At 43.3% G+C, this 22,264-nt stretch carries 18 protein-coding genes; 12 read left to right on the top strand and 6 right to left on the bottom strand.

Translation table 11 applies throughout. The annotated features are described in order from the left end of the window. Positions 1–24: 24 nt before the first annotated feature. From PJIAN_RS07970 to leuD, 8 genes are all read left to right on the top strand, one after another. Positions 25–738, top strand: coding sequence for a hypothetical protein (locus PJIAN_RS07970; RefSeq protein ID WP_153802522.1), 714 nt, complete (start codon positions 25–27; stop codon positions 736–738). A 311-nt stretch (positions 739–1,049) separates the two neighbouring features. Continuing rightward, positions 1,050–2,546: a 2-isopropylmalate synthase gene (locus PJIAN_RS07965; protein WP_068703833.1), complete on the top strand. Its 1,497-nt coding sequence runs from the start codon at positions 1,050–1,052 to the stop codon at positions 2,544–2,546. Between the two features lie 59 nt (positions 2,547–2,605). Continuing rightward, positions 2,606–3,931 carry a YihY/virulence factor BrkB family protein gene (locus PJIAN_RS07960; RefSeq protein WP_172795589.1) on the top strand — a complete coding sequence of 442 codons (1,326 nt, stop codon included), beginning with the start codon at positions 2,606–2,608 and terminating at the stop codon, positions 3,929–3,931. A 38-nt stretch (positions 3,932–3,969) separates the two neighbouring features. Then, complete coding sequence (locus PJIAN_RS07955) at positions 3,970–4,326, top strand: four helix bundle protein (protein ID WP_068703829.1); 357 nt, start codon at positions 3,970–3,972, stop codon at positions 4,324–4,326. 33 nt (positions 4,327–4,359) lie between these two features. Further along, positions 4,360–5,751, top strand: coding sequence for a 3-isopropylmalate dehydratase large subunit (gene leuC, locus PJIAN_RS07950; RefSeq protein WP_068703827.1), 1,392 nt, complete (start codon positions 4,360–4,362; stop codon positions 5,749–5,751). A 98-nt stretch (positions 5,752–5,849) separates the two neighbouring features. Beyond that, positions 5,850–6,278, top strand: a complete 429-nt coding sequence (locus tag PJIAN_RS07945; protein ID WP_068703825.1) for an acyl-CoA thioesterase — start codon at positions 5,850–5,852, stop codon at positions 6,276–6,278. A gap of 43 nt (positions 6,279–6,321) precedes the next feature. Next, positions 6,322–6,705, top strand: a complete 384-nt coding sequence (locus tag PJIAN_RS07940; RefSeq protein ID WP_068703823.1) for a GxxExxY protein — start codon at positions 6,322–6,324, stop codon at positions 6,703–6,705. Positions 6,706–6,769: 64 nt separating this feature from the next. Further along, positions 6,770–7,357: a 3-isopropylmalate dehydratase small subunit gene (leuD, locus tag PJIAN_RS07935; RefSeq protein WP_068703821.1), complete on the top strand. Its 588-nt coding sequence runs from the start codon at positions 6,770–6,772 to the stop codon at positions 7,355–7,357. 285 nt (positions 7,358–7,642) lie between these two features. Here the strand turns inward: leuD and PJIAN_RS07930 are convergent, their stop codons facing one another. Next, positions 7,643–8,236: a DUF4136 domain-containing protein gene (locus tag PJIAN_RS07930; RefSeq protein ID WP_172795588.1), complete on the bottom strand. Its 594-nt coding sequence runs from the start codon at positions 8,234–8,236 to the stop codon at positions 7,643–7,645. 406 nt (positions 8,237–8,642) lie between these two features. Here PJIAN_RS07930 and PJIAN_RS07925 point away from each other — a divergent pair, with 406 nt between their 5' ends. The 4 genes from PJIAN_RS07925 to PJIAN_RS07910 all read left to right on the top strand — a co-directional run bounded on the left by PJIAN_RS07925 (position 8,643) and on the right by PJIAN_RS07910 (position 15,507). Further along, positions 8,643–11,129 (top strand): glycoside hydrolase family 9 protein, encoded by a 2,487-nt coding sequence (locus PJIAN_RS07925; protein ID WP_068703817.1) that lies wholly within the window; start codon positions 8,643–8,645, stop codon positions 11,127–11,129. Positions 11,130–11,174: 45 nt separating this feature from the next. Continuing rightward, the gene (locus PJIAN_RS07920) at positions 11,175–13,049 is read left to right on the top strand and encodes a putative glycosyl hydrolase (RefSeq protein ID WP_153802521.1); all 1,875 of its coding nucleotides are present in this window, start codon (positions 11,175–11,177) and stop codon (positions 13,047–13,049) included. A gap of 233 nt (positions 13,050–13,282) precedes the next feature. After that, the gene (locus tag PJIAN_RS07915) at positions 13,283–14,758 is read left to right on the top strand and encodes a DUF5687 family protein (RefSeq protein WP_068703813.1); all 1,476 of its coding nucleotides are present in this window, start codon (positions 13,283–13,285) and stop codon (positions 14,756–14,758) included. Positions 14,759–14,811: 53 nt separating this feature from the next. Next, positions 14,812–15,507: an ABC transporter ATP-binding protein gene (locus PJIAN_RS07910; protein ID WP_068703811.1), complete on the top strand. Its 696-nt coding sequence runs from the start codon at positions 14,812–14,814 to the stop codon at positions 15,505–15,507. 94 nt (positions 15,508–15,601) lie between these two features. On the opposite strand, the gene PJIAN_RS07905 is transcribed toward PJIAN_RS07910, so the two are convergent. From PJIAN_RS07905 to nuoL, 5 genes are all read right to left on the bottom strand, one after another. Beyond that, on the bottom strand, positions 15,602–16,648 hold the full coding sequence (locus PJIAN_RS07905) for a DUF1573 domain-containing protein (RefSeq protein ID WP_068703809.1): 1,047 nt from the start codon (positions 16,646–16,648) through the stop codon (positions 15,602–15,604). A 52-nt stretch (positions 16,649–16,700) separates the two neighbouring features. Then, positions 16,701–17,114 (bottom strand): DUF1573 domain-containing protein, encoded by a 414-nt coding sequence (locus PJIAN_RS07900; protein ID WP_068703807.1) that lies wholly within the window; start codon positions 17,112–17,114, stop codon positions 16,701–16,703. A 254-nt stretch (positions 17,115–17,368) separates the two neighbouring features. Beyond that, a complete protein-coding gene (locus tag PJIAN_RS07895) occupies positions 17,369–18,772 on the bottom strand; it encodes an NADH-quinone oxidoreductase subunit N (protein ID WP_068703805.1) in 1,404 nt (467 codons plus the stop codon). Positions 18,773–18,820: 48 nt separating this feature from the next. Then, positions 18,821–20,314, bottom strand: a complete 1,494-nt coding sequence (locus PJIAN_RS07890; RefSeq protein WP_068703803.1) for a complex I subunit 4 family protein — start codon at positions 20,312–20,314, stop codon at positions 18,821–18,823. Between the two features lie 6 nt (positions 20,315–20,320). Next, positions 20,321–22,261, bottom strand: a complete 1,941-nt coding sequence (gene nuoL, locus PJIAN_RS07885) for an NADH-quinone oxidoreductase subunit L (protein ID WP_068703801.1) — start codon at positions 22,259–22,261, stop codon at positions 20,321–20,323. Positions 22,262–22,264: the final 3 nt, after the last annotated feature.

Below are 22,264 nucleotides of genomic sequence, written 5' to 3'. Positions count from 1 at the left end.
ATTATTAATGATAACACAAAACAAATGATACATAATATAAGAATATCCAGCATTGGCAGTTTAATACTTGGCTTTATTTTGTTGAGTTGTGGTGGGGGAAGCGACGAGCCCACTCCGGTTCCGGTGCCGGCTCCGGGTATTACTACGCTATCTTTGCCGGCAAATAATACCGCCTGCTTACAGGGGACTTCGGCAACTACCACCACCGCTTCTGTAATTTTTTCGTGGGGGACGGCGAGTAATGCCGTGAGTTATCAATTGGTGATTAAGAATTTGAAAACGCAAATTTCTGCTGCATATACAACTACAAAAACGGGTGATACTATTAGTTTGGCGATCAATACCCCGTATGCATGGAGTGTGTCGGCAATAAATTCGACAGGCAAAACAACCAGTGATAGTTGGAAATTTTACTTGTCGGGTACGGCATCAAGTAGTTATGCTCCGTTTGCAGCCGATCTTACGTCTCCAGCCTCGGGAGCTGTTATTAATTCAAACGGAGCGGCTTCGGTTTCAGTGGCGTTTTCGTGGACTGGGAGCGATCCGGATAATGATATAGCTAGCTATGCTCTTTATTTGGATAATGTCAATGCTTCGACACAGGTGGTTGCTTCCCAAACAGTAACCACATCAACGCAAATATTGGCAAGGGCGAAAACGTATTATTGGAAAGTCATAACAACCGATAAAATGGGTAATACTTCGATATCAGCGATTAATTCATTCAGAATAAACTAGACACTAGTCAAGCTGGTGTGTAATTTGATATTTTTTATTGGCATAAAATTTCGGATTTTATCTTTTTGAGCAGAAAAAGTTACAAATCATTTGCATAATCCAAATAAAGAGCTTATCTTTGCACCCGTAAAATCAAATAAATGACATCATTCAATTCGATACTACTAAGCCTACTACTCTTGTGCTACAAAAAGCAGAAGTGAGTCGGCATGTGATTATAAAAACATTATCTCAGAAAACGAAAAAGCCTTTCTCACTTTGGTGTGAGGAGGCTTTTTTAATAATATGACAATCAACTAACACTTCATCTTATGGACAAATTATTTATTTTTGATACAACGCTTCGCGACGGCGAACAAGTGCCGGGCTGCCAGTTGAACACCGTGGAAAAAATTCAGGTGGCAAAGGCGCTCGAGGGTTTGGGTGTCGATGTGATCGAGGCCGGGTTCCCGATTTCCAGTCCGGGCGATTTCAACTCGGTGGTCGAAATTTCGAAAGCCGTTACCTGGCCAACCATTTGCGCGCTGACCCGTGGTGTGGAGAAAGATATTGAAGTGGCTGCAGAGGCATTGAAATATGCCAAAAATAAACGTATTCATACCGGTATCGGGACTTCCGATTATCATATCCGCTATAAATTCAATTCCAATCAGGAAGAGATTCTTCAACGTGCCGTAGCTGCCGTGAAATATGCAAAACGCTATGTGGAAGATGTGGAATTTTATGCCGAAGATGCCGGTCGTACCGACAACGAATACCTGGCCCGCGTGGTGGAAGCTGTGATCAAAGCCGGTGCTACCGTGGTCAACATTCCTGATACGACAGGTTATTGTTTGCCGGTAGATTATGCTGCTAAAATCAAATATCTGTTCGAGCATGTTAACGGTATTCAGAATGCGATTATATCGACACATTGTCATAACGACCTGGGTATGGCAACTGCTAATACGTTGGCTGGTGTGATGAATGGTGCCCGTCAGGTGGAAGTTACCATCAACGGTATCGGTGAACGTGCCGGTAATACTTCTCTGGAAGAAATTGCCATGATTTTGAAGAGCCACAAAGAGTTGCTGATCGATACCAATATCAACACGCAGAAGATTACGCCGATGAGCCGCATGATTTCGAGTCTGATGAATATGCCGGTTCAGCCCAATAAAGCCATTGTGGGGCGGAATGCATTTGCACACTCATCCGGGATTCATCAGGATGGCGTGTTGAAGAATCGCGAAAGCTACGAAATCATCGATCCGAAAGATGTGGGACTGGACGAAAATTCTATTGTACTGACAGCCAGAAGCGGACGTGCTGCATTGAAACACCGGTTGAGCGTACTGGGCGTGGATGTTAAAGATAATGAACGTTTGGACGAAATCTATCAGGAGTTTCTTAAATTAGCAGACCGTAAGAAAGATATCAACGACAATGATATCCTAATGCTTGCCGGTAAAGAGCGTTTGGAAAAACAACGCATCAAACTGGAATATTTGCAGGTAACTTCGGGCGTCGGCATTCGTTCGGTGGCCAGCATCGGACTCAATATTGCCGGTGAACATTTCGAAGCCGCAGCAACCGGGAACGGACCTGTAGATGCGGGAATCAATGCGTTGAAACAAATTATCAAACGCAAAATGACTTTGCACGATTTCCTTATTCAGGCAATTACAAAGGGGAGCGACGATGTTGGAAAAGTACACATGCAGGTTGAATATGAAGGCAATATGTACTACGGATTTTCGGGTAATACGGATATCGTTGCAGCTTCGGTAGAGGCATACATCGACGCTATCAATAAATTCATTCAATAAAACCGGTAAGCCGGATGAAATACTTCGGTTTCGGGCTCTGTTCCATTAAACCAGGCAATATGACAACAAAGCCAAAACAAACCTTGGTGGGGCGATTCAATCAGTTTATTTTCCACGACCTTTGGCACGCGGATACAAAATTGTTGCCCAAATACAAGGCTTTTGGCTACACAATGATGAAAATAGGGTCGGTGACCTACGACGAGTGGGTGAAGGGCCGGTTGGTGTACCGGGCTTCGGCATTGACTTATTTTACATTGCTTTCTATAGTGCCGGTTTTCGCGTTGTTGTTTGGCGTGGCTAAGGGTTTCGGGATGGATGCCCTGTTGACGCAATGGATGCAGGAGCATCTCGATTGGGCGGGTGATGCCTTGCCGACGATCCTTGATTTTACCAAATCGTTATTGGCTCACACCAAAGGAGAAGTCGTAGCCGGAGTGGGATTGCTGTTCTTGTTCTATTCTGTAATCCAAATGTTTGGATACATAGAAAAAGCATTGAACGATATTCGTCATGTTGAAAAACAGCGAACCTGGGTGCGGAAATTTACCGACTATCTGGCAATGATGATTCTTACTCCGGTCTTTCTGATTGCCTCGTCGAGTGCGATGATTTATTTGTCGCACACATTGCAGTCTGTGACTGATCAGGCCGAAATCAACTGGTTGTTCAAAGCGTTCTTTTCGTTTGTGCCTTACCTGATGAGCTGGTTTTTGTTTGCCTGCATGTACACCATTATGCCGAATGTCAGGGTTAAAATTAAACCTGTAATTATTGCCAGTATTATTGCCGGAACAGCGTTTCAGTTATTGCAGTTTGTTTATATCAATTTTCAGGTAGGTGTGGCTCGCTACAATGCTATTTATGGTAGTTTTGCCGCTTTGCCGCTGTTGCTGATTTTTTTGTATTACACCTGGAATATTTTTCTTCTGGGAGCCAACATTGCCTATACCATCGAAAATATCAAACGTATTGAAATCGAGCGTAGCGTCGTCTCTTTGTCGATACGAAAACAGAAGATTGCCTATCTTTTTCTGGTTCACTATATTGTGAAATGCTTTGAACGGCGTGAAGATCCTCCGGTGGTGCTGACGCTTGCCAAAGCGATTAAGTTGCCCGAGCATGTGGTACAAACGATGCTGACGAAACTGACAGAATCAGGAATCATACGCGAGGTGATAATACCGGATGCCGATAAAACGGGCTACCAGCCGGCGTTTGCCATCTTGCAGATGACTCTCGGAATGTTGATGGAAACCATTGAAAAGAAAATAGACGAGCACGGCTCGCTGCGTGACGTTGAAATCACTAATCAGCTCGAAGATATTCTCGACGAGTACGATACACAGTTCTCCAAGGCCAATGTGCTGATAAAAGACCTGTAATGAGTGGTTAGTGGTTAATTGTCAACGATTAATGAACTATGAAAGAGGGAATCTTAAAACAGAAAAGCTTTGAGTTTGCCATTCGGATTGTGAACCTGTTCAAATATCTGAATGAAGAGAAGTCTGAGTTTTTGATGAGTAAACAACTTCTCCGCAGCGGAACATCAGTTGGTGCAATGGTGCGGGAAGCCGAACATGCCGAGAGTAAAACGGATTTTGTGCATAAATTAGCGATTGCACAAAAAGAGATTAATGAAACGATTTATTGGTTGGATCTATTGCAAGCAACGGCTTATTTGACCGAACAACAGTTTGAAAGTGTCAATAAAGATGCGATTGAACTTATTAAACTATTGACAAGCAGTATTAAGACAACTAAATCCAGATTAAATTAATCACTAATAACTAACAATTCATAATTATATTTCATGTCTAAGACTTTATTTGACAAGATTTGGGACGCGCATGTGGTGACGGCAGTTACCGATGGTCCTACGCAGATTTATATCGATAGGCATTTTTGCCACGAAGTAACCAGCCCTCAGGCATTCGATGGCCTTCGTAAACGCGGTTTGAAAGTATTCCGTCCGGAGAAAACTACTTTGTCTCCCGACCACAATATTCCGACTCTGAATCAGGATAAACCAATTCAGGATCCGATTTCTAAAAATCAGGTAGATACACTCTCGAAGAATGCCGCCGATTTCGGCCTGACACTCTACGGATTGGGACACGAAAAGAATGGTATTATCCACGTAATCGGACCGGAAAACGGTTTGACACAGCCGGGTATGACCATTGTATGCGGCGATAGTCACACCTCTACTCACGGCGCATTCGGTGCCATTGCGTTTGGTATCGGTACCAGCGAGGTGGAGATGGTGCTTGCATCGCAATGTATTTTGCAACCGCGTCCTAAAACGATGCGTATCAACTATAACGGCAAACTGAAACCGGGCGTTACAGCCAAAGATATTGCTCTTTATACTATCTCTCAATTGACAACCGGTGGTGCAACGGGTTATTTCGTGGAATATGCCGGCGAAGCCATCTGTAACCTGTCGATGGAAGAACGTATGACGGTTTGTAACCTGAGTATCGAAATGGGTGCCCGTGGAGGTATGATTGCCCCTGACGAAACTACTTTCGCTTACGTACAAGGCCGCGAATTTGCTCCTAAAGGCGAAGCCTGGGACAAAGTGCTTGCTTACTGGAAAACCCTGAAATCGGATGACGGTGCTAAGTTCGATCGCGAAATCTCCTTCGATGCAGCATCCATCGAACCGTGGATTACTTACGGTACTAATCCCGGCATGGGGATGGCTATCGGAGGTGCAATTCCTACCATCGATCAGATTGATGAGGCTGGTCGCATTTCGTTCGAAAAATCGTTGAACTACATGGGCTTTAAACCCGGTGAAAAACTGGAAGGTAAACAAATCGACTACGTATTCCTTGGTAGTTGTACCAATGGTCGTATCGAGGATTTCCGCGCTTTTGCCGCTTACGTGAAAGGCAAAAAGAAAGCCGATAACGTGATTGCATGGTTGGTGCCGGGTTCATGGATGGTCGAAAAGCAGATTCGTGCCGAAGGTTTGGATAAAATCCTTACCGAAGCTGGTTTTGAATTGCGTCAACCGGGATGTTCGGCTTGCCTTGCTATGAACGAAGATAAGGTTCCTGCCGGAAAATATGCCGTATCAACCTCTAACCGTAACTTCGAAGGACGTCAGGGTCCGGGCGCTCGTACCATTTTGGCAGGTCCGCTGGTAGCTGCTGCTGCTGCTGTAACCGGCAAAATTACCGATCCGAGAAACTAAATCTCAGCACACAGAATACACGGAGACGACGGAATAGTAAATAGTATTCTTGAGATTCTGTTGATTCAGTGTTATCCGTGTGCAAAAAGCGATTAGGTATGAGTGCAGTATTCAAATCGAAAGTGCCTATTCAGGTTCGTTTCAACGATGTGGATATCATCGGACATGTCTCCAATACCGTGTATCTCAATTATTATGATGCCGGTAAAATGGACTATTTCGATCAGGTGATACCCGAAATCGATTTTAGTGGATTGGCTGTTGTGGGGGCTTCGATAAAGATCGATTATCTGAAGCCGATCTTTATGCGCTACAATATTTATGTCGAAACCCGTATCTCTGTCTTAGGAAATAAGAGTTTTACGATGGAACATTTGCTGATTAACAGCGATAACGGCGATCTTCTTTCAACGTGTACGGCGGTTGTGGTCTGCTTTGATATTAAGGCTCAAACCAGTTGTGTCATTCCTGACGATTGGCGCAAACGCATCATCGAATTTGAAGGCGAACAACTGATAATTAAATAAGCACACAGACTACACTGATTTTACAGAATGACACAGAATCAATATGCTACATGAAGCACTGACAGAAGAAATAATATACTGGTTTTATCAAGTGCATCATAAACTTGGATTTGGATTTCTTGAAAAGGTATATAAAAATGCACTTTATCTGGAATTAACAAACGCTGGTTTGAAATGCGAAACTGAGAAGCCAATTAATGTGTATTACAATGGCAAGGTTGTCGGGGTCTTTTATGCAGATATTGTGGTTGACGGTAAAGTTATCTTAGAGTTGAAGGCCGTCGAAAGTATGTGTAAAGAACATGAATATCAGTTGATAAATTATTTAAAAGCGTGTGAATTGGAAGTGGGTTTGCTTTTGAATTTTGGTAAGAAAGCAGAAATGAAACGACTGATTTATACCAACGATAGAAAAACAGTAAGTTAAAACGAGCATTCTGGAAATGCGGATCCGTATATTCTGTGTTTTCCGTGTGCGAAAAAAATAAAAAATGGAAAAATTTCAAACCATCACATCTTCTTGTGTTCCACTCCCTATCGAAAATGTGGACACCGACCAGATCATCCCGGCGCGCTTCCTGAAAGCGACTACCCGCGAAGGTTTTGGTGACAATCTTTTTGCCGACTGGCGTTACGATAAAGCCGGTCAGCCAATTAGTAACTTTGTGTTGAACAACCCAACCTATACCGGCCAAGTATTGGTAGGTGGCAAGAATTTTGGTAGCGGTTCAAGTCGCGAACATGCCGCCTGGGCGATTGCAGGCTACGGTTTCAAAGTGGTTGTGTCGAGCTTTTTTGCCGATATTTTCAAGGGCAATGCGCTTAATAACGGCGTGCTTCCGGTTGTTGTATCGGAAAAATTTTTGGCAGATCTTTTTGCGGCCATTAATGCGGATGCTAAAACAACGGTCACAGTGGATCTCGCTGCACAGACTATCACCAACAATGCCAATGGTGCTGTGGAATCGTTCGATATCAACTCTTACAAAAAGGAGTGTTTGCTGAATGGATTGGACGATATTGACTATCTGTTGAGCAAAAAAGATAAGATTGAAGCCTGGGAAACAGCTTCTATTTGATAATATTTTAGCACACGGAAAACACAGAAAAAACGGAACACACCGAATGACAGGTCATCCGTTCGCTCAGTGTTTTCCGTGTGCTTGTATTTTGTAGTTGTTTGCAGCTTTATTTACATAGCTTGGAGACCTTTCGATTAACGGTAAAAGGGATGTCTAAGAGGCTTTAATATCTGCCTGTTTTTTACGTTTTTAGCACCCGAAAAGCTTAGAAAAAAGAAAAACACCAAATGACCGGTAATCCGTCCACTCAGTGTTTTCTGTGTGCTTGTTTTTTTTGAAAAATTATTTCTTCGCCGGTTTGACCGGAAACTTCTTAAATAGTACTGCACTAGCCTTAGATATCTCTTCCGGGCTTTTTAGTGTCAATGTCTTCGGGCTCATCTCTGCACTGACAGCTGCTGAGTAGAGCAACATCTTGTTTTGAACCGCAACGATGTTAATCACCCAAATACCTTCCTTGTAAATGTGTGTTGAAGTGTACCCTGTATAGGGACGACGGAATGCGTATGGATGATACATCCCAAAGCGTCCGTAGTAGTAATCGGGATATAAGTTGGTGGTGATGTCGGCATTACGTTCGACAAACAGACTGAAGCTGATTTTTAGATCAGAAGCCGGATCTTCGGCATAACCACGGGCTGCCATCTCGCTGCGGATGCCATTCGCCAGATTATTATACTCTTCTTCCGAAAGTACAGCTTTCCCCTTCTTTGGCATTCGCATTGCTTCTGCAAACGGAGCGATGGAGAACGTTCTATACGTTGCGATCTCGGCTTTGTTTAGGACTGCGCTGTGTTCCAGTTTATAAGTACTAGCACAGCTACTGAGAGCAACCGTGACGGCAATCAAGAATGAAAATAATGCTATTTTTTTCATATCCATGTAAGTTTGATGGTGATTTTACATTTACGAATGTAAAAGTAACGGTTGGTTTGTTATATTAGTCTTTGTTTGGTAATGTTTTAGCACAATTTAATAGCAGAAAGGGCCTGACTTGCATTTATTAAGTATAAGTTAAGCCTTCAAAGGTGTTTTTATTAAAAGAACGGCCGTTGTCTAAGCTTAATTCTGAGCTCTGTCTACTTGGTTTGAGAATAATTATTTGCGGAATAAAGCTGTTGGAAGATTGTGGCGGAACGTAAATCTGTTTTTTAACATAATTCCTATGATGAAAAGGTTTTTTCGTTGGAAATAAGCTAATTAAATGCTACCTTCGTCCGGTTTCTTTTCTAAAAAAGAACTATTTATACCGTTTTTTCACAAAATCTAATACAACACAACCATGAAAAAAGCAATCTTATTGTTTGTTTTAAGCTTTGCTGTAATCTCGGTAGGCTATTCCCAAAGCCTCAAGATTAATAGCGATCAATATTTTGAGATGCCAGGACTTAATGTAATGGTGTTTTACGATATTTATCCGGAAGGGCATCAGGGAGCTATCGGAATTATCCAGAACGGAACCCGTGTGGCCACCAATGGAGACCTGCGGCTTGAACCTACTCCGGGACAGTGGCAACCGATTCCGGCAAGTGGTAAGAGAGAAGTCTTTCCCGACAAAAACGAAATCAGCATCAAATGTACCTACCCGGACGAAAGCCGCAACCGCAAAGGCTTTAATCCAGTGATCTATCCCGATTTAAATTTTAGTTACAATGTAAGGGTTATTGGCGAAGGTAAGAAATTTCGTATCATCGTTGATTTGGAGAAGCCTTTGCCAAAGGAATGGATTGGCAAAGTTGGATTCAACCTTGAGCTGTTTCCGGGCAATTTATTTGGTAAGGCCTGGTATGTGGATGGCAAATCGGGAATCTTTGCCAAACAACCGGTTAGTCCGATGCAACAGGATAATGACGGAGCGTGGCAGGCATCGCCTATGGCTTCAGGCAAAAAACTGACCATTGCACCGGATGCTCCCGATCAAACGATGGTCATCACAAGCCTCAAATCGGATATTCAACTACTTGATGGACGGTTTTACCACAATAACGGATGGTATGTGGTACGCTCGGAAGTGCCTGAAGGTGCCTTTAAAAATGCAATAGAGTGGGTGGTCGAGCCGAATGTTGTCCCCAATTTCAAACAAAAACCGGTGGTTCATATCAGTCAAATCGGTTATTTGCCCGACCAACGAAAGGTCGCTAATGTTGAACTGGATGCTTCGGAGACTCAGATCAGGAAAGTCTCTTTGATTCGTCTTGCAGAAGATGGAAAACCTGAAGTTGCGAAGTCGGCTTTGCCCGTAAAATGGGGTAAATATCTCCGGTTCAACTACTATCAATTCGACTTTTCGGATGTGAAGAAGCCGGGTATGTATCAATTGCAATACGATAATTATACTACCGAGCCTTTTAAAATTGATAATGATGTTTATCAACGAGGAGTGTGGCAACCGACTCTGGAATACTTCTATCCGGTGCAGATGTGCCACATGCGTGTGAACGAGGGTTACCGGGTATGGCATGGGCTTTGCCACATGGACGATGCGTTGATGGCTCCCACCGATACCAACCACTACGACGGTTATATGCAGGGACACTCTACGCTGACCCGTTTCAAACCTTACGAACAGGTGCCGGGGCTCAACATCGGCGGATGGCATGATGCCGGAGACTATGATCTGCGTGTCGAATCGCAAGCCGGTGCCGTACATAGCCTTGCTTTGTTGTACGAAGAATTTGGCCTGAAATGGGATCAGACCACCATTGATGAGACAAACAGAGTGGTTGAGATTCACCGTCCCGATGGGAAACCGGATGTTCTGCAACAAATAGAACATGGCGTTTTGTCGATACTGGGAGGTTACGAAAATCTCGGGCGGCTCTATCGCGGCATTATCGATCACGAGTTGAGACAGTATGTTCTTCTGGGCGATGGTTCCACTATGACAGACGGGCTCAAATACAACCCAAAGCTCTCTAAAACAGAGAAAACAGGTGCGGAATCGGGGGCGAGCGACGATCGCTGGGTATTTACCGAAGAAAACCCGGGCAGGGAGTTGTCGACCATTCCGGCATTGGCTGCTGCTGCCCGCGTTTTGAAAGAATATAATGATACATTGTCTGCCAAATGTCTCAAAGCCGCTCTTGAACTCTATGCTAAAAATAATACCGCTTCCGACAGTCGTGGTTGGGGCATCGCGTTCAACAAGGTGAATGCAGCCTGCGAACTTTATCTTACAACGAACGATCCTAAATACCTTGCCGATGTTTATGCTGCCAAAGAAACTCTCTCTAAAAGCCTGTTCTCTTCCGCAACTTATATTTCCAGAGTGTGGAATCTATTGAAGAATGAGGAATTTAAAAATGCTTTATTGCCGGCTTACCAACGTTTGAACGATCAGGTACAAAGTCAGAACAAACAGAACCCGTTTGGAGTTCCTTACCACATTGCCATTTGGGGAGATGGATGGTCGATTGAGCAGGCCGGTGTTCAGCAATATTTTCTGCATAAAAACTTTCCGACTATTTTTTCTTCCAATCTGATTTTTAATTCACTTGATTTTGTATTGGGCAACCATTTTGGCGAAAATACTTCGTCGTTCGTATCGGGCGTTGGTGCGCGGTCGGTGACTACGGCTTATGGACCAAATAGGGGAGACTGGTCGTCTGTTCCGGGCGGTGTAGTATCGGGCACTGGCATTATTCGTCCTGACTTTCCGGAGCTGAAAGTGTGGCCGTTTATGTGGCAACAAACCGAGTATGTGATCGGTGCCGAGACTACTAATTTTATGTTTTTGGTATTGGCTGCAGAAAAGCTGAAGGGAAAATAATATCAAAATTTTGAGATACCTCTAACCTTTAATCTTATAATCACAATGAAAAGAACGGTACTGTTTTCTGTTTTGCCATTTTTGTGCTTGATGGGTGTCAAGGCCGGCAATTACAAGAATTTTCGCGTGACGACTTATGTCATTGTTCAGGATGTGAATAAAATGGGCGATGAAAAGAAGCTGGAAGCGGAATGGAGTGAATTCACAAAGAGCGTAAAACCCGATAAAATCTATCTCGAAACTTTTCGTGACATGAATTTCGTGGACGAAAAAGCACTTCAAACGGCGATCAAATTTTTTAAAAGCAAAGGTGTTGAGGTAGAGGGCGGAATTACTTTCAACTCCCGGGGTTCGGTAACCGGACGTTGGGAGACTTTCTGTTACAGCAATCCCGAAACGAGAGTGCTTATCAGGAAAATTTCAGAGATTGCGGCCAAATACTTTGACGAAATCTTGTTGGACGATTTTTATTTCACCAACTGCAAATGTAAGCTTTGCGTTGCAGCAAAGGGCGATCAGAGTTGGGCTAAATTCCGAACCGCATTGCTCGATCAATCGGCCAAAGAACTGATTGTAGATCCGGCACATGCCGTAAATCCCAAGTGTAAGGTGATCGTGAAATTTCCCAACTGGTATGAGCATTTTCAGGGACTCGGTTTTGATCTTGAAAAGATGCCCACTATTTTTGACGGTGTCTACACTGGCGACGAAACCCGCGACCCGAAAGGCGAACAGCATTTACAGCCTTACGAAAGCTTTTCTATTTATCGCTATTTCAATAACCTTCGTCCCGGCTACAACTTCGGCGGATGGGTCGATAACGGTGCCAGTTATCTTGATATGTTTGCAGAACAATTGTGGATGACTCTGTTTGCCAAAACGCCGGAAATCACCATGTGGAACTATGGCGCAATGAAGGGAACCATTCGTGATACCCCCCGTTCTTGGAGCAAATATAAAACTTCATTCGACTACGACGATATGAAAGCAGAGTCAGCTTCACGCGGTGTTACCCGGCTTACGTATGGCCGTGTTGCCGATTACGCCTTTGAAAAAGCAGATAAGATTTTGGGTAAACTGGGAACGCCAAAAGGGATTAAATCGTACAAACCCTTTAATTCCGTAGGCGAGGATTTTCTTCAGAATTACATGGGAATGATAGGCGTTCCGGTGGAAATTGTGCCCGCATTTCCAGAGAATAATGAGCTTGTGTTGCTCACCGAAACTGCGTCTAAAGATCCCGATATTGTCGCTAAAATCAACAAGCACTTGCTCAACGGGGGCGAAGTGGTGGTTACTTCGGGCTTTTATCATGCGATGCAGGGCAAGGGTATCGAAAATATTTGCGAAATGGTTTACACAGACCGTAAAGCCGACATAGATACCATTATTGTACCGAGCGGTTGGTGGAGAAAGCCATATAAGACTGCGGTGACAATTAAAATACCGCAAATGACCTATATGACCAACGACTCATGGGAAGAGATTTCTACCCTGAGTTATGGTAACGGATGGCCTTTGCTACAGCGGAATTACTATGGAGCCGCCAATTTCTTCGTGTGGGTGATTCCTGAAAATTTCAGCCATTTATACGCGTTGCCTGATGCGGTGCTGAATAGTCTGCGCAACTTTATGGACAACGAAATAGGGCTGCACATCGAAGGTCCGTCGCAGGTGGCCTTGTTCCCCTATGATAACGGTACTTTTGTGGTAGAGTCCTTCCGCGACGAACCCGTGACTATTAACGTGGTAACCCGCAAGTCTAAAAGCATAAAAGATCTCGATAGCGGAGAGGTGATTAACGGCACCAATTCGCAGGGAGAACGTGTGTTGGGACGGAAAAATTATGAAGTGACCAAATACAGCGTTGTTGTACAGCCGCACTCTTTCCGCGGATTCTCTGTCGATACGACCAACTAACACGGATAGTGAACGATTTAGAATCAGTTCAGTAATAATGAAGGGCAGCCATACAAGCTGCCCTTTGTCGTTTTAGATTGTGTGATTTCAAAAGCCGATAATTAATTTTGAAAAAAATAGGATGTCGGTGTAAGTTTTTTTGTTTTTTGCGTCTAATATGATAAAGCATTTGAAACTCAAATTTGGCGTTTGATAAATTTATATACCTTTGTTGTGTTAAAAAATAATTGAATATGATTCTTTTAGAGTTAGTAAAGCAAGAATGGATGAAAGGAATTCGTTCGTCGGGATTCTATAAAAATGTTGCTGTGAGCATTTTTCTGGGGGTGTTTTCACTCTACATAGGGGGCTTATTATTCTTTATGGGTTTTTCTCTAAATAAAATATTGGAGGAAGTGCCGGGTGGAACTCCGATGGAGTTGTTCAATGGAGCCATGCTTTACCTGTTACTCACAGGCTTGTTGCTGCGCTTCATGATGCAGCAATTGGGTACGGTCAACCTTAATGCGTATCAGGTGTTGCCGGTTAACCGTTCTCTTCTGATTAATTTCCTGTTGCTAAAACCACTGGTTAGTCTGGCTAATTATGTGCTGCTGTTGGTGGTAATTCCTTTTGCGGTGCGTTCGGTGGCAGCTTATTATACCGGAGGAGTAGCACTGAGGTTTGTGGTGGCATTCGAACTGATGGTTTGGTGCAACTCCCTGCTGGCATCGTTTCTCAAGCGCCGGTTCGGTTCGGGATTATTGTCATTCGTATTGGTGTTGGTGGCTTTCGGTGCGATCTTTTTACTTGAATACCTGCATGTTTTCTCTCTGTTTGCCATTTCCAGGGCACTTTTCGGGTTTGTAGTGATGAACCCCATCGGATTGCTCATTCCGGCAGGAGCTGTTGTCCTTGCTTTTTTGCTCAACAAATGGTTTTTTGCTCAAAATTTCTATCCTGAAAAATTCAACAGCAAGTTGCAAAATTCACGCACGGCAACTGCCAACCTGTCGTTCCTCGATCGCTTCGGAATTATCGGTGAACTAATATCTGTGCAGCTTAAATTGATGTTGCGGCACAAAAGGACGCGTACTTTATTGTTTTTTTCGGCGATTTTTCTTCTTTACGGCTTGATGTTTTATACCAACGATCATCAATCTGATGGGATGCGCTTTTTCTGCTCCATGTTTATGACAGGTATTCTGATGTTTATTTACGGACAATGGTCGATAAGCTGGGACAGTGCCCATTTTGACGGAATTTTGACAAAGAATATTCCGACACGGACTTATGTCCAGTCCAATTATTACCTGATGCTGGCATTCAATGTCATCTGTTTTATTCTGACTACGCCCTATTTTTTGTTCGGTAGCAAGATTATTTATATGCACCTGACTGCATTTTTGTTCAATACAGGTTGCAACATCATCTTCCTGTTATTTTTTGCTACGTTCAACAATAAAAGGGTCGATCTTTCTCGTTCGTCGGCAATGAATTATCAGGGAACTACCTATAAAAGTTTTCTTATCGTTTTACCCATCATGTTTTTCCCTATATTGTGGGTCAATGTATTGGCGTGGCTTACATCGTTGACGGTTGCATTATGGTCACTGGCAGCAATGGGTTTGATAGGACTTATTTTTAGAAAATCCTTGCTCAATCTTTGCGTAAAGCAATTCAACAGTCGTAAATACATTATTGCGCAGGGATTTCGGGAGGTAGAGTAGAAGCATTTACATTCCTTCAACCTTCAACTTACAACTTACAACTTACAACTCATATGATACAAGTTTCCAATCTCAAGAAAGCATACAACGGAGTAACCGTTTTGAACATTCCGGTATTGAACATCCCCAGAGGCGAGAGCTTCGGGCTGGTAGGTAACAATGGGGCAGGGAAGACCACCTTTTTTCGCCTTATCCTCGATTTAATAGAAGCCAACGATGGCGAAGTACAAATCGACGGACAGAAAGTTGCCCGCAACGAAAGTTGGAAACCGTTTACCGGTTCATTTCTCGACGAGGGCTTTTTGATTGATTTTCTTACACCCGGCGAATATTTCAAATTTGTCGGTAAGCTCTACAACAAATCGGAGGGAGATATCGCTTTGTTTCTGGAGTCAATGGAAGAGTTTTTTAATGGAGAAATCAATGGCAGTAAAAAGTTGATTCGTGAATTCTCAAAAGGAAATCAGAAAAAGATTGGTATTGCAGCAGCGCTTCTTGGTGATCCTCAAATTTTGATTCTGGACGAACCCTTCACTGCACTCGATCCGTCGTCGCAGATACGTCTGAAACGCCTCCTGAACGATTTGCAAACCCGTCAGGGAATAACGATGCTCATCTCAAGCCACGATTTGAATCATGTCACTGAAGTATGTAAGCGAATTGTGGTACTTGAAAAAGGCGATGTGGTGAAAGATATCGCTACCGGCGAAGATACTCTCAAAGAGCTTGAAAGTTATTTTGCAGTATAACCTTATCTCGGTTAGGACGACCTCCGTTGGGGCGACCCTTGTGGTCGCCCTTTTACTTTCCTAAGGTCAACCACAAGGGTGACCTTACCCTTTATTATCGTATCGTTTCCCAGCTGACGGGTAGTTGGAGATCCGTTGTTGTCGGAGAGTTGGTCATCAGGTTGACATTTTCTATTTTTTGACCGATAGATTTGCCGGCTCTGACGGAGAAGTTGATGGTGGCAGTTTGTCCCGCCGCAATGCCTTGCGGTTGTAATTGGGCAGTAATGCAGTTACAGTCAGAAAATATCTTGCGGATAATCAACGGCAACTTACCCGTATTGCGTATATCGAACTTTCCTTTTATTGTTTTCCCGCATTTTATCTTGCCGAGTTTCACTTGCTTTGTCTGCAGGGTCGCAACCGGAGTAGTGGCTTTTTGAGCAGGAGTCAATTTTGAAAAATCCTCCGAAATAAAGCCGGTGATGTTCAGGTTGTTCCTTTGGGAGCCCGAAACATCGTTGTTTACGATCAATATTGCCTTATCGCTTCTAAATCCCCAATCGTTTATCAGAGAAGTATTGCATGTGAATTGAATGTTGCCTTTTTGGCCGGGAGAAAGCGTTTTCGGCTGTACCAAAGCGGTGATATGTTTGGGTAAGTTCCCGATAGAAAGCGTCAGTGAAGAATCAGATGTGTTCAGCACAGGTATTGAAACCACCTTCATTTCTCCTTTGTGAACCTCTCCGAATGGTATGATGGTCGACTTTAGTTTTAGTTTTCCGAAAGATACCGGAAAAGCTTGAGCCTGCGACAGGGGTTGGGCAATAACAGTTCCATGGATGGAAAGCTGCACGATGCTTTCCGTTGAATTGTTGTTAACGGTAATTGTCTTGGTGAATGTTCCCGGTCTGCCTGTAGCAGAATAGGTGACAGTGATTTTTCCTTTGGCTCCGGGAGCTATGGGTTGTTTTGTCCAGCTGGGTGTTGTGCAACCACACGAAGCAGTCACTTGTTGAATTACCAGTGGTGCTTTCCCTGTATTGGTGAAAACAAAGTCATGTGTCACCTTTCCGGTTTCTTCCTTTATGTTGCCAAAATCAAATCCTCTTGATACAAATGAAATGACAGGCTTCTCTCTGTATTGAGAAAAGCCTGTCATTGCGATGCACAAGAATAAACTGAAGAGTAAACTCCTGAACATTGAATTAGTGTTATTTCGTTGCAGTAACCTGAGCTGTAGCTTTCGGGGTAACCTGTCCTTTAATAATTAAAACCACAGGATTTTCAGCCGAGTTGTTGGTTACGGTGATGCTTTTTTGAAATGAACCCGGACGACCAGCTGCCGAATAGGTGACAGTAATAGTCCCTTTTGCACCCGGAGCAATCGGTTCTTTTGTCCATGAAGGAGTAGTGCAACCACAGGAAGCTGTAACTTGTTGAATTACCAATGGAGCTTTTCCTGTATTTGTGAATGTAAATTCGTGTGTGATTTTACCGGCTTCTTCTTTTACAGTACCAAAGTCATAGCTTTTTTCTGCAAATGATAAAACAGGTTTTGGACCGTCTTGTGCAAAACAAAAAGCTGTAAAGCAAAGCAATAGAGCAAAGAAAGATAATCTTTTCATGTCGATGATAGTTTAATTTTTATAGTGTACTAGATTCTTCTCAAATTGATTTTTCTAAAGCGCACTCGTTTGATAATAAGCATCAAAGAGTAACGCAAAGTTATGAAAAAAGATAAATTTTGATTTTACACGAATCATAAAAAATATTTATTTCTATGAATGCAATGCGTCAGGCGTTTGTAATGAATTGATTATAAAACAAAAAGACCCGAAACGAGTTGCGTTCGGGCCTCCTGTATGAATTATTTATGCGATCAGAATCTGCAAAGAGAGTCGATATATTGATAAATTGGAGTAACAAAGCCGATTGCAATCAAACCGATGAGGCAAATATAAAGGGCTGTTGTTAACTGACGGTTTCTGTTGAGAGGTGCTAAATGAGCCTCATTTTCATCGATAAACATGTATTTTACAACGCGTAAATAGTTGTAAAGTGACAATACCAGATTCACCCCGGCAAATCCTAACAAAACATACAAGCCGCTTTTCATTCCGGCAGTCAAAAGGAATAATTTACCAAAGAACCCTGCAATAGGAGGAACACCTGCCAAAGAGAAGAGCGCTACCGCCATTATCAAAGCATAGAAAGGATTCGATTTGTAAAGCCCCTTGAATGATTGAAGCGATTCGGAACCGGTAGAGTCAGCTACTGCGCTGATAACACCGAATGCAGCGATATTGCTTAATAAGTAGATCAAAACGAAATACACTACCGAAGCAGAACCGATTGTTGAGGCGGCAGTAATACCCACCAAGACAAACCCGACCTGAGCAATGGATGAAAAAGCAAGGAATCGTTTAGCGTTTTGCTGACGCAGTGCGAAAAGGTTACCCACCGTCATACTGAGGATGGAAACAATGCTGATGCCCAACAACCAGGCTTCTTTCAATCCTCCGAAAAGAGAATAGAGAACTGTAAGGAAAACGAAAATAACTGATCCTTTACTGATAACCGACAGGAAGTTGGTTACAGCGATAGGAGAGCCTTCGTAAACATCGGCAGTCCATAAGTGGAAAGGTACGATAGACATTTTGAATGCAAATCCGGCAAGGATAAATGCAAAGGCAAAAAGTGTCAGTACGTTCGGGTGCAGGTTGGCAATTACTGATGCGAAAGAAAGGTTTCCAACAGCTCCGTAAAGCAACGAAATACCGAACAACATAATACCTGTTGAGAACGCGGATGACAAGATCAACTTGATACCGGCTTCAGAAGAACGTTGTTCTTTAAGGTTGAAGTTCGACATGGCAGCAATAGGAATTGTCGACATTTCGAGTCCCAGATAAAGCATCAGGATATGTCCGCTTGAAAGCATTACATATACACCGAAGATACTGCCGAGCATTAACAGATAGAATTCCAAACGGTATTTTGACTGCTCAAGCCATGCATATGAAGTAAGAGAAATCAACAGCAAACCAAGATTGATGATGTTTTTTTGTAAAACTATCAAACCGTTAGTGCGGAAGAAATCTGAAAAATAGCTGCCTTCACTCAAGGGTAACCAACCGGCGATAAAGTTAAGCAACAGAAGCACGTTCATTGTGTTAAGGAAACACTTTACGTTCGTGTCAAAACCGCGCAGCGACATTATAAAAATTGCCAGAATGAGGGCTGCAAGGATAATCTCGAACCGAAACATCAAAACTATATCCATGTATCTTTAATTTACTGTATTACAATTTCAGTTATATTATGGCAGATCTTATTTGCCTACCACGGCGATAAAACGACTTACGATTGAAGTTGTATCTGCATCGATCAGGTGAATGAAAAGGAATGGTGCCAAACCGATGATTAAAATACCAAGTGTCAACAGAACTGCTGCCGAACGTTCGCTCCAGGTAGCGTCTTTGAATTTGAGGTATTCTTTATTGGTAACAGTTCCCCAAATAGCAAAGCCAACGGCACGAAGAATATAAACGGCAGTTACAACGATAGAAGCACAAGCTAAAATTGTGGCAACCCGGTAGAATACTCCGGTACGTTCCCATGAGCCGACAAACACAGTCATTTCAGAAACGAATCCACTGAAGCCGGGAAGACCGAGTGAACATAACCCTGAAATAATAAATGCAGAACCGATAAATGGCATCTGTTTCAGCATACCTCCCAGTTCGTCTGCCTGACGGGTGTGAGCTCTGTCATAAATCATACCGATGCTGGCGAAGAAGAGGGCTGTCATGATACCGTGCGATACCATTTGCATTACCGCTCCGGTAACCGCCGCTTTTGTCAACATGGCAATACCAAGAATAACAAACCCGCAGTGACTAACGGATGAGTATGCGTTCATATACTTGAGGTCTTTTTGCATCATAGTAGCAAAAGCACCGTAGATGATTGCAATGGATGCTGTAATGATGAAGATCCAGGAAAGTTCCTGAGCTGCATCAGGCAATAAATAAGTGGCCACGCGTAAACAACCATAACCACCGAGTTTCATTGAAATACCGGCAAGGAACATCGAAGCTGCTGTAGGTGCCGAAGAGTGACCGTCGGGCGCCCAGGTGTGGAACGGGAACATTGCAGTAAATACTCCGAAACCGGTAAAAAGCAAAATATAAAGGATGCGTTGAGTTTCAATTGGAATATGCATTTTAGCTATTTCCTGGAAATCCCATGTCTGTGCACCTGTGAAGTAGAACAAGCCTAAGATGCCGATGAAAACAAGAGCAGAACCAAACATCAGCATTAAAGCCAGTTTCATAGCACTGTAATCTTTACGTCCGCTTCCCCATACACCGATCAACAAATATTTCGGGATTACGGCAAGTTCGAGGAAGAAGAACATTACAAACAGGTTGGTAGAAATAAAGAACCCATAGGCACTTAAGCTGAGCAATAAGATCAGGAAGAAGAACTCCTTAACCTGTTTGCCAATTTTCCACGAAACCAGAATGCCGGCAACTACCACCATGGCAGTCATCAGAATCATCACCAGAGAAATTCCGTCAACGGCTGCGCTAAAATAGATTTGCAACGGAGCAAACCATTCGTAGCTGCTTTCAAGCAACATTTGCCCGGTTTCACCTGCATTGCGGAGGCTTACATAATAAGCGGTAATGCCAATTGCTAAAAATAACTGTACAATACTTCCCGAAAGCGCTGTCCATCTGACAACCTTATCCTTCTTTGCAACCAGAATGCCCAGGGCTGTAATGACGGGGAAAACGAGTAATAATGATAGAATATCCATTGGGTATTACATGAATTTGATGATTAATAAAGCAGCAAGCAATAACACTCCTCCGAGGAAGAACATGGTGTAAGATTGCAAGCGGCCGGATTGCATCGGTTTGATAGCTCTTGAAGTAGCAACTGTTGCTTCGGCAGAACCATTGATGAAAAGGCCATTCACTACAGTACGGTCAAACCATGCAGCAGGACGTCCTACTAAGTTGAACAATACTTTTTTGGTAATGAAGAGATATATTTCATCAATATAGAACTTGTTATAAGAAGCTTTGTAGAATGCATTGATAGAAGATGCGATTTTATCCGGTACATCGTTCTTTTTAGCATACAACAGGTAAGCAATTCCAATACCGATTAAACCAAATGCTACTGGAGCAATGGAGAAAGTCAAATGGAATGGTAGTTCCATCGCTTTGCCGTCTGCACTTACAAAGGAGCCGAAAGGAATCCAACCTGCGAGTGCAGCACCTACTGCCAGAATGATCAAAGGAATATTCATTGCCCAGGTATGACCTTCGTGGTTGTGACTGTGTTCGGGAACCGGATTGTGCCAGAATATACGGAAGTACAAACGGAACATATAATAAGCAGTCAGCCCGCTGGTAAATAAACCAACATAGAAAATTGTCGGATGGCTATGGAAAGCGGCGGCCAAAATAGCTTCTTTACTGAAGAATCCAGAGAGACCGGGAACCCCGGCAATCGCCAAACATGCAATCAAAAATGTAATGTGAGTGATAGGAAGCGATTTCCGCAGACCACCCATATCTTTCATTTCGTTGCTGTGAACCGCATGGATTACAGCACCGGCTCCAAGGAATAAAAGAGCTTTGAAGAATGCGTGAGTGAAGAGATGGAACATTGAACCGGTGAAACCTTCGCTGTTTTCAGCGCCCCAACCGGCAACTCCAAGTCCGAACATCATGTATGCAATCTGTGAAATGGTAGAGTAGGCGAGTACCCGTTTAATATCGGTTTGTGTACAAGCGATCAAAGCAGCAAACAGGGCTGTAAAGGCACCAATGTAGGCAATAATCAATAAAGCGTCCGGAGCTGAAATGGCAAATACAGGGAAAAGGCGGGCAACTAAGAATACCCCGGCAACAACCATCGTTGCTGCGTGGATCAAGGCCGAAACAGGAGTAGGGCCTTCCATAGCATCGGGCAACCAGATGTGCAACGGGAACATGGCCGATTTACCGGCGCCACCCATAAATACAAGTAGCAGTGCCCATGACAGTGCCGACATGCCCATAAAGCTGGTAGCTGTGAAGTTTGCAAGATAAGGAGAACCAACCTGAGTCAAACGTTCAATAATGGTAAAGAAGTCGAGTGATTTTGTATTGTAGCTCAACATCAGGATACCGATAAGGAAACCGAGGTCGGCAAAACGTGTTACGATGAATGCTTTTTTGGCAGCTGCAATGGCCGACGGTTTTGTAAAGTAGAACCCAATCAGCAGGAAGGACGAAACACCGACTAATTCCCAGAAGATGTACATCTGGAAAATGTTTACAGCAATAACCAAGCCCAGCATTGAGAAAGAGAACAACGACAGGTAAGCATAATATCTTTCAAAGTATTCTTCACCTTTCATGTAGCCGAGACTGTAGATGTGAACCATTGATGAAACAATGGTGATCACAAGCAGCATCATGACTGAGATAGGATCGAGAACAATACCCAGATCTATCGAGAGATTTTCAGTGAATTTCAACCATTGGAATTGCAGGGCAATGTGTTTTTCATGCACACCACCTACCAAACCGAAATCGAAGAAATAACCGGCAGCAACGTATATAGCAAGAATAGCTGTTGTTACCAATGACGCACAGCCAATCAGACCTGAGACCCGGTTGCTGAGTCGATTACCGAACAGACCCAAAACAATAAAGCTGAGTGCCGGTAAGATTACAATTAAAAGTGCAGATAAATCGTAGCTATTCATAGT

The sequence above is a fragment of the Paludibacter jiangxiensis genome (assembly GCF_001618385.1).
GTDB lineage: Bacteria > Bacteroidota > Bacteroidia > Bacteroidales > Paludibacteraceae > Microbacter > Microbacter jiangxiensis.
This window is presented reverse-complemented; position numbering and strand designations above follow the sequence as displayed.

What these genes read in the sequence shown, in the direction of transcription:
- PJIAN_RS07940 (WP_068703823.1), top strand. Translation starts at nt 6,322, where the DNA reads ATGCTACATGAAGCACTGACAGAAGAAATAATATACTGGTTTTATCAA.
- PJIAN_RS07895 (WP_068703805.1), bottom strand. Translation starts at nt 18,772, where the DNA reads ATGGATATAGTTTTGATGTTTCGGTTCGAGATTATCCTTGCAGCCCTC.
- PJIAN_RS07900 (WP_068703807.1), bottom strand. Translation starts at nt 17,114, where the DNA reads ATGAAAAGATTATCTTTCTTTGCTCTATTGCTTTGCTTTACAGCTTTT.
- PJIAN_RS07970 (WP_153802522.1), top strand. Translation starts at nt 25, where the DNA reads ATGATACATAATATAAGAATATCCAGCATTGGCAGTTTAATACTTGGC.
- PJIAN_RS07925 (WP_068703817.1), top strand. Translation starts at nt 8,643, where the DNA reads ATGAAAAAAGCAATCTTATTGTTTGTTTTAAGCTTTGCTGTAATCTCG.
- PJIAN_RS07960 (WP_172795589.1), top strand. Translation starts at nt 2,606, where the DNA reads ATGACAACAAAGCCAAAACAAACCTTGGTGGGGCGATTCAATCAGTTT.
- PJIAN_RS07945 (WP_068703825.1), top strand. Translation starts at nt 5,850, where the DNA reads ATGAGTGCAGTATTCAAATCGAAAGTGCCTATTCAGGTTCGTTTCAAC.
- PJIAN_RS07890 (WP_068703803.1), bottom strand. Translation starts at nt 20,314, where the DNA reads ATGGATATTCTATCATTATTACTCGTTTTCCCCGTCATTACAGCCCTG.
- PJIAN_RS07905 (WP_068703809.1), bottom strand. Translation starts at nt 16,648, where the DNA reads ATGACAGGCTTTTCTCAATACAGAGAGAAGCCTGTCATTTCATTTGTA.
- PJIAN_RS07920 (WP_153802521.1), top strand. Translation starts at nt 11,175, where the DNA reads ATGAAAAGAACGGTACTGTTTTCTGTTTTGCCATTTTTGTGCTTGATG.
- PJIAN_RS07965 (WP_068703833.1), top strand. Translation starts at nt 1,050, where the DNA reads ATGGACAAATTATTTATTTTTGATACAACGCTTCGCGACGGCGAACAA.
- nuoL (WP_068703801.1), bottom strand. Translation starts at nt 22,261, where the DNA reads ATGAATAGCTACGATTTATCTGCACTTTTAATTGTAATCTTACCGGCA.
- leuD (WP_068703821.1), top strand. Translation starts at nt 6,770, where the DNA reads ATGGAAAAATTTCAAACCATCACATCTTCTTGTGTTCCACTCCCTATC.
- leuC (WP_068703827.1), top strand. Translation starts at nt 4,360, where the DNA reads ATGTCTAAGACTTTATTTGACAAGATTTGGGACGCGCATGTGGTGACG.
- PJIAN_RS07915 (WP_068703813.1), top strand. Translation starts at nt 13,283, where the DNA reads ATGATTCTTTTAGAGTTAGTAAAGCAAGAATGGATGAAAGGAATTCGT.
- PJIAN_RS07955 (WP_068703829.1), top strand. Translation starts at nt 3,970, where the DNA reads ATGAAAGAGGGAATCTTAAAACAGAAAAGCTTTGAGTTTGCCATTCGG.
- PJIAN_RS07930 (WP_172795588.1), bottom strand. Translation starts at nt 8,236, where the DNA reads ATGAAAAAAATAGCATTATTTTCATTCTTGATTGCCGTCACGGTTGCT.
- PJIAN_RS07910 (WP_068703811.1), top strand. Translation starts at nt 14,812, where the DNA reads ATGATACAAGTTTCCAATCTCAAGAAAGCATACAACGGAGTAACCGTT.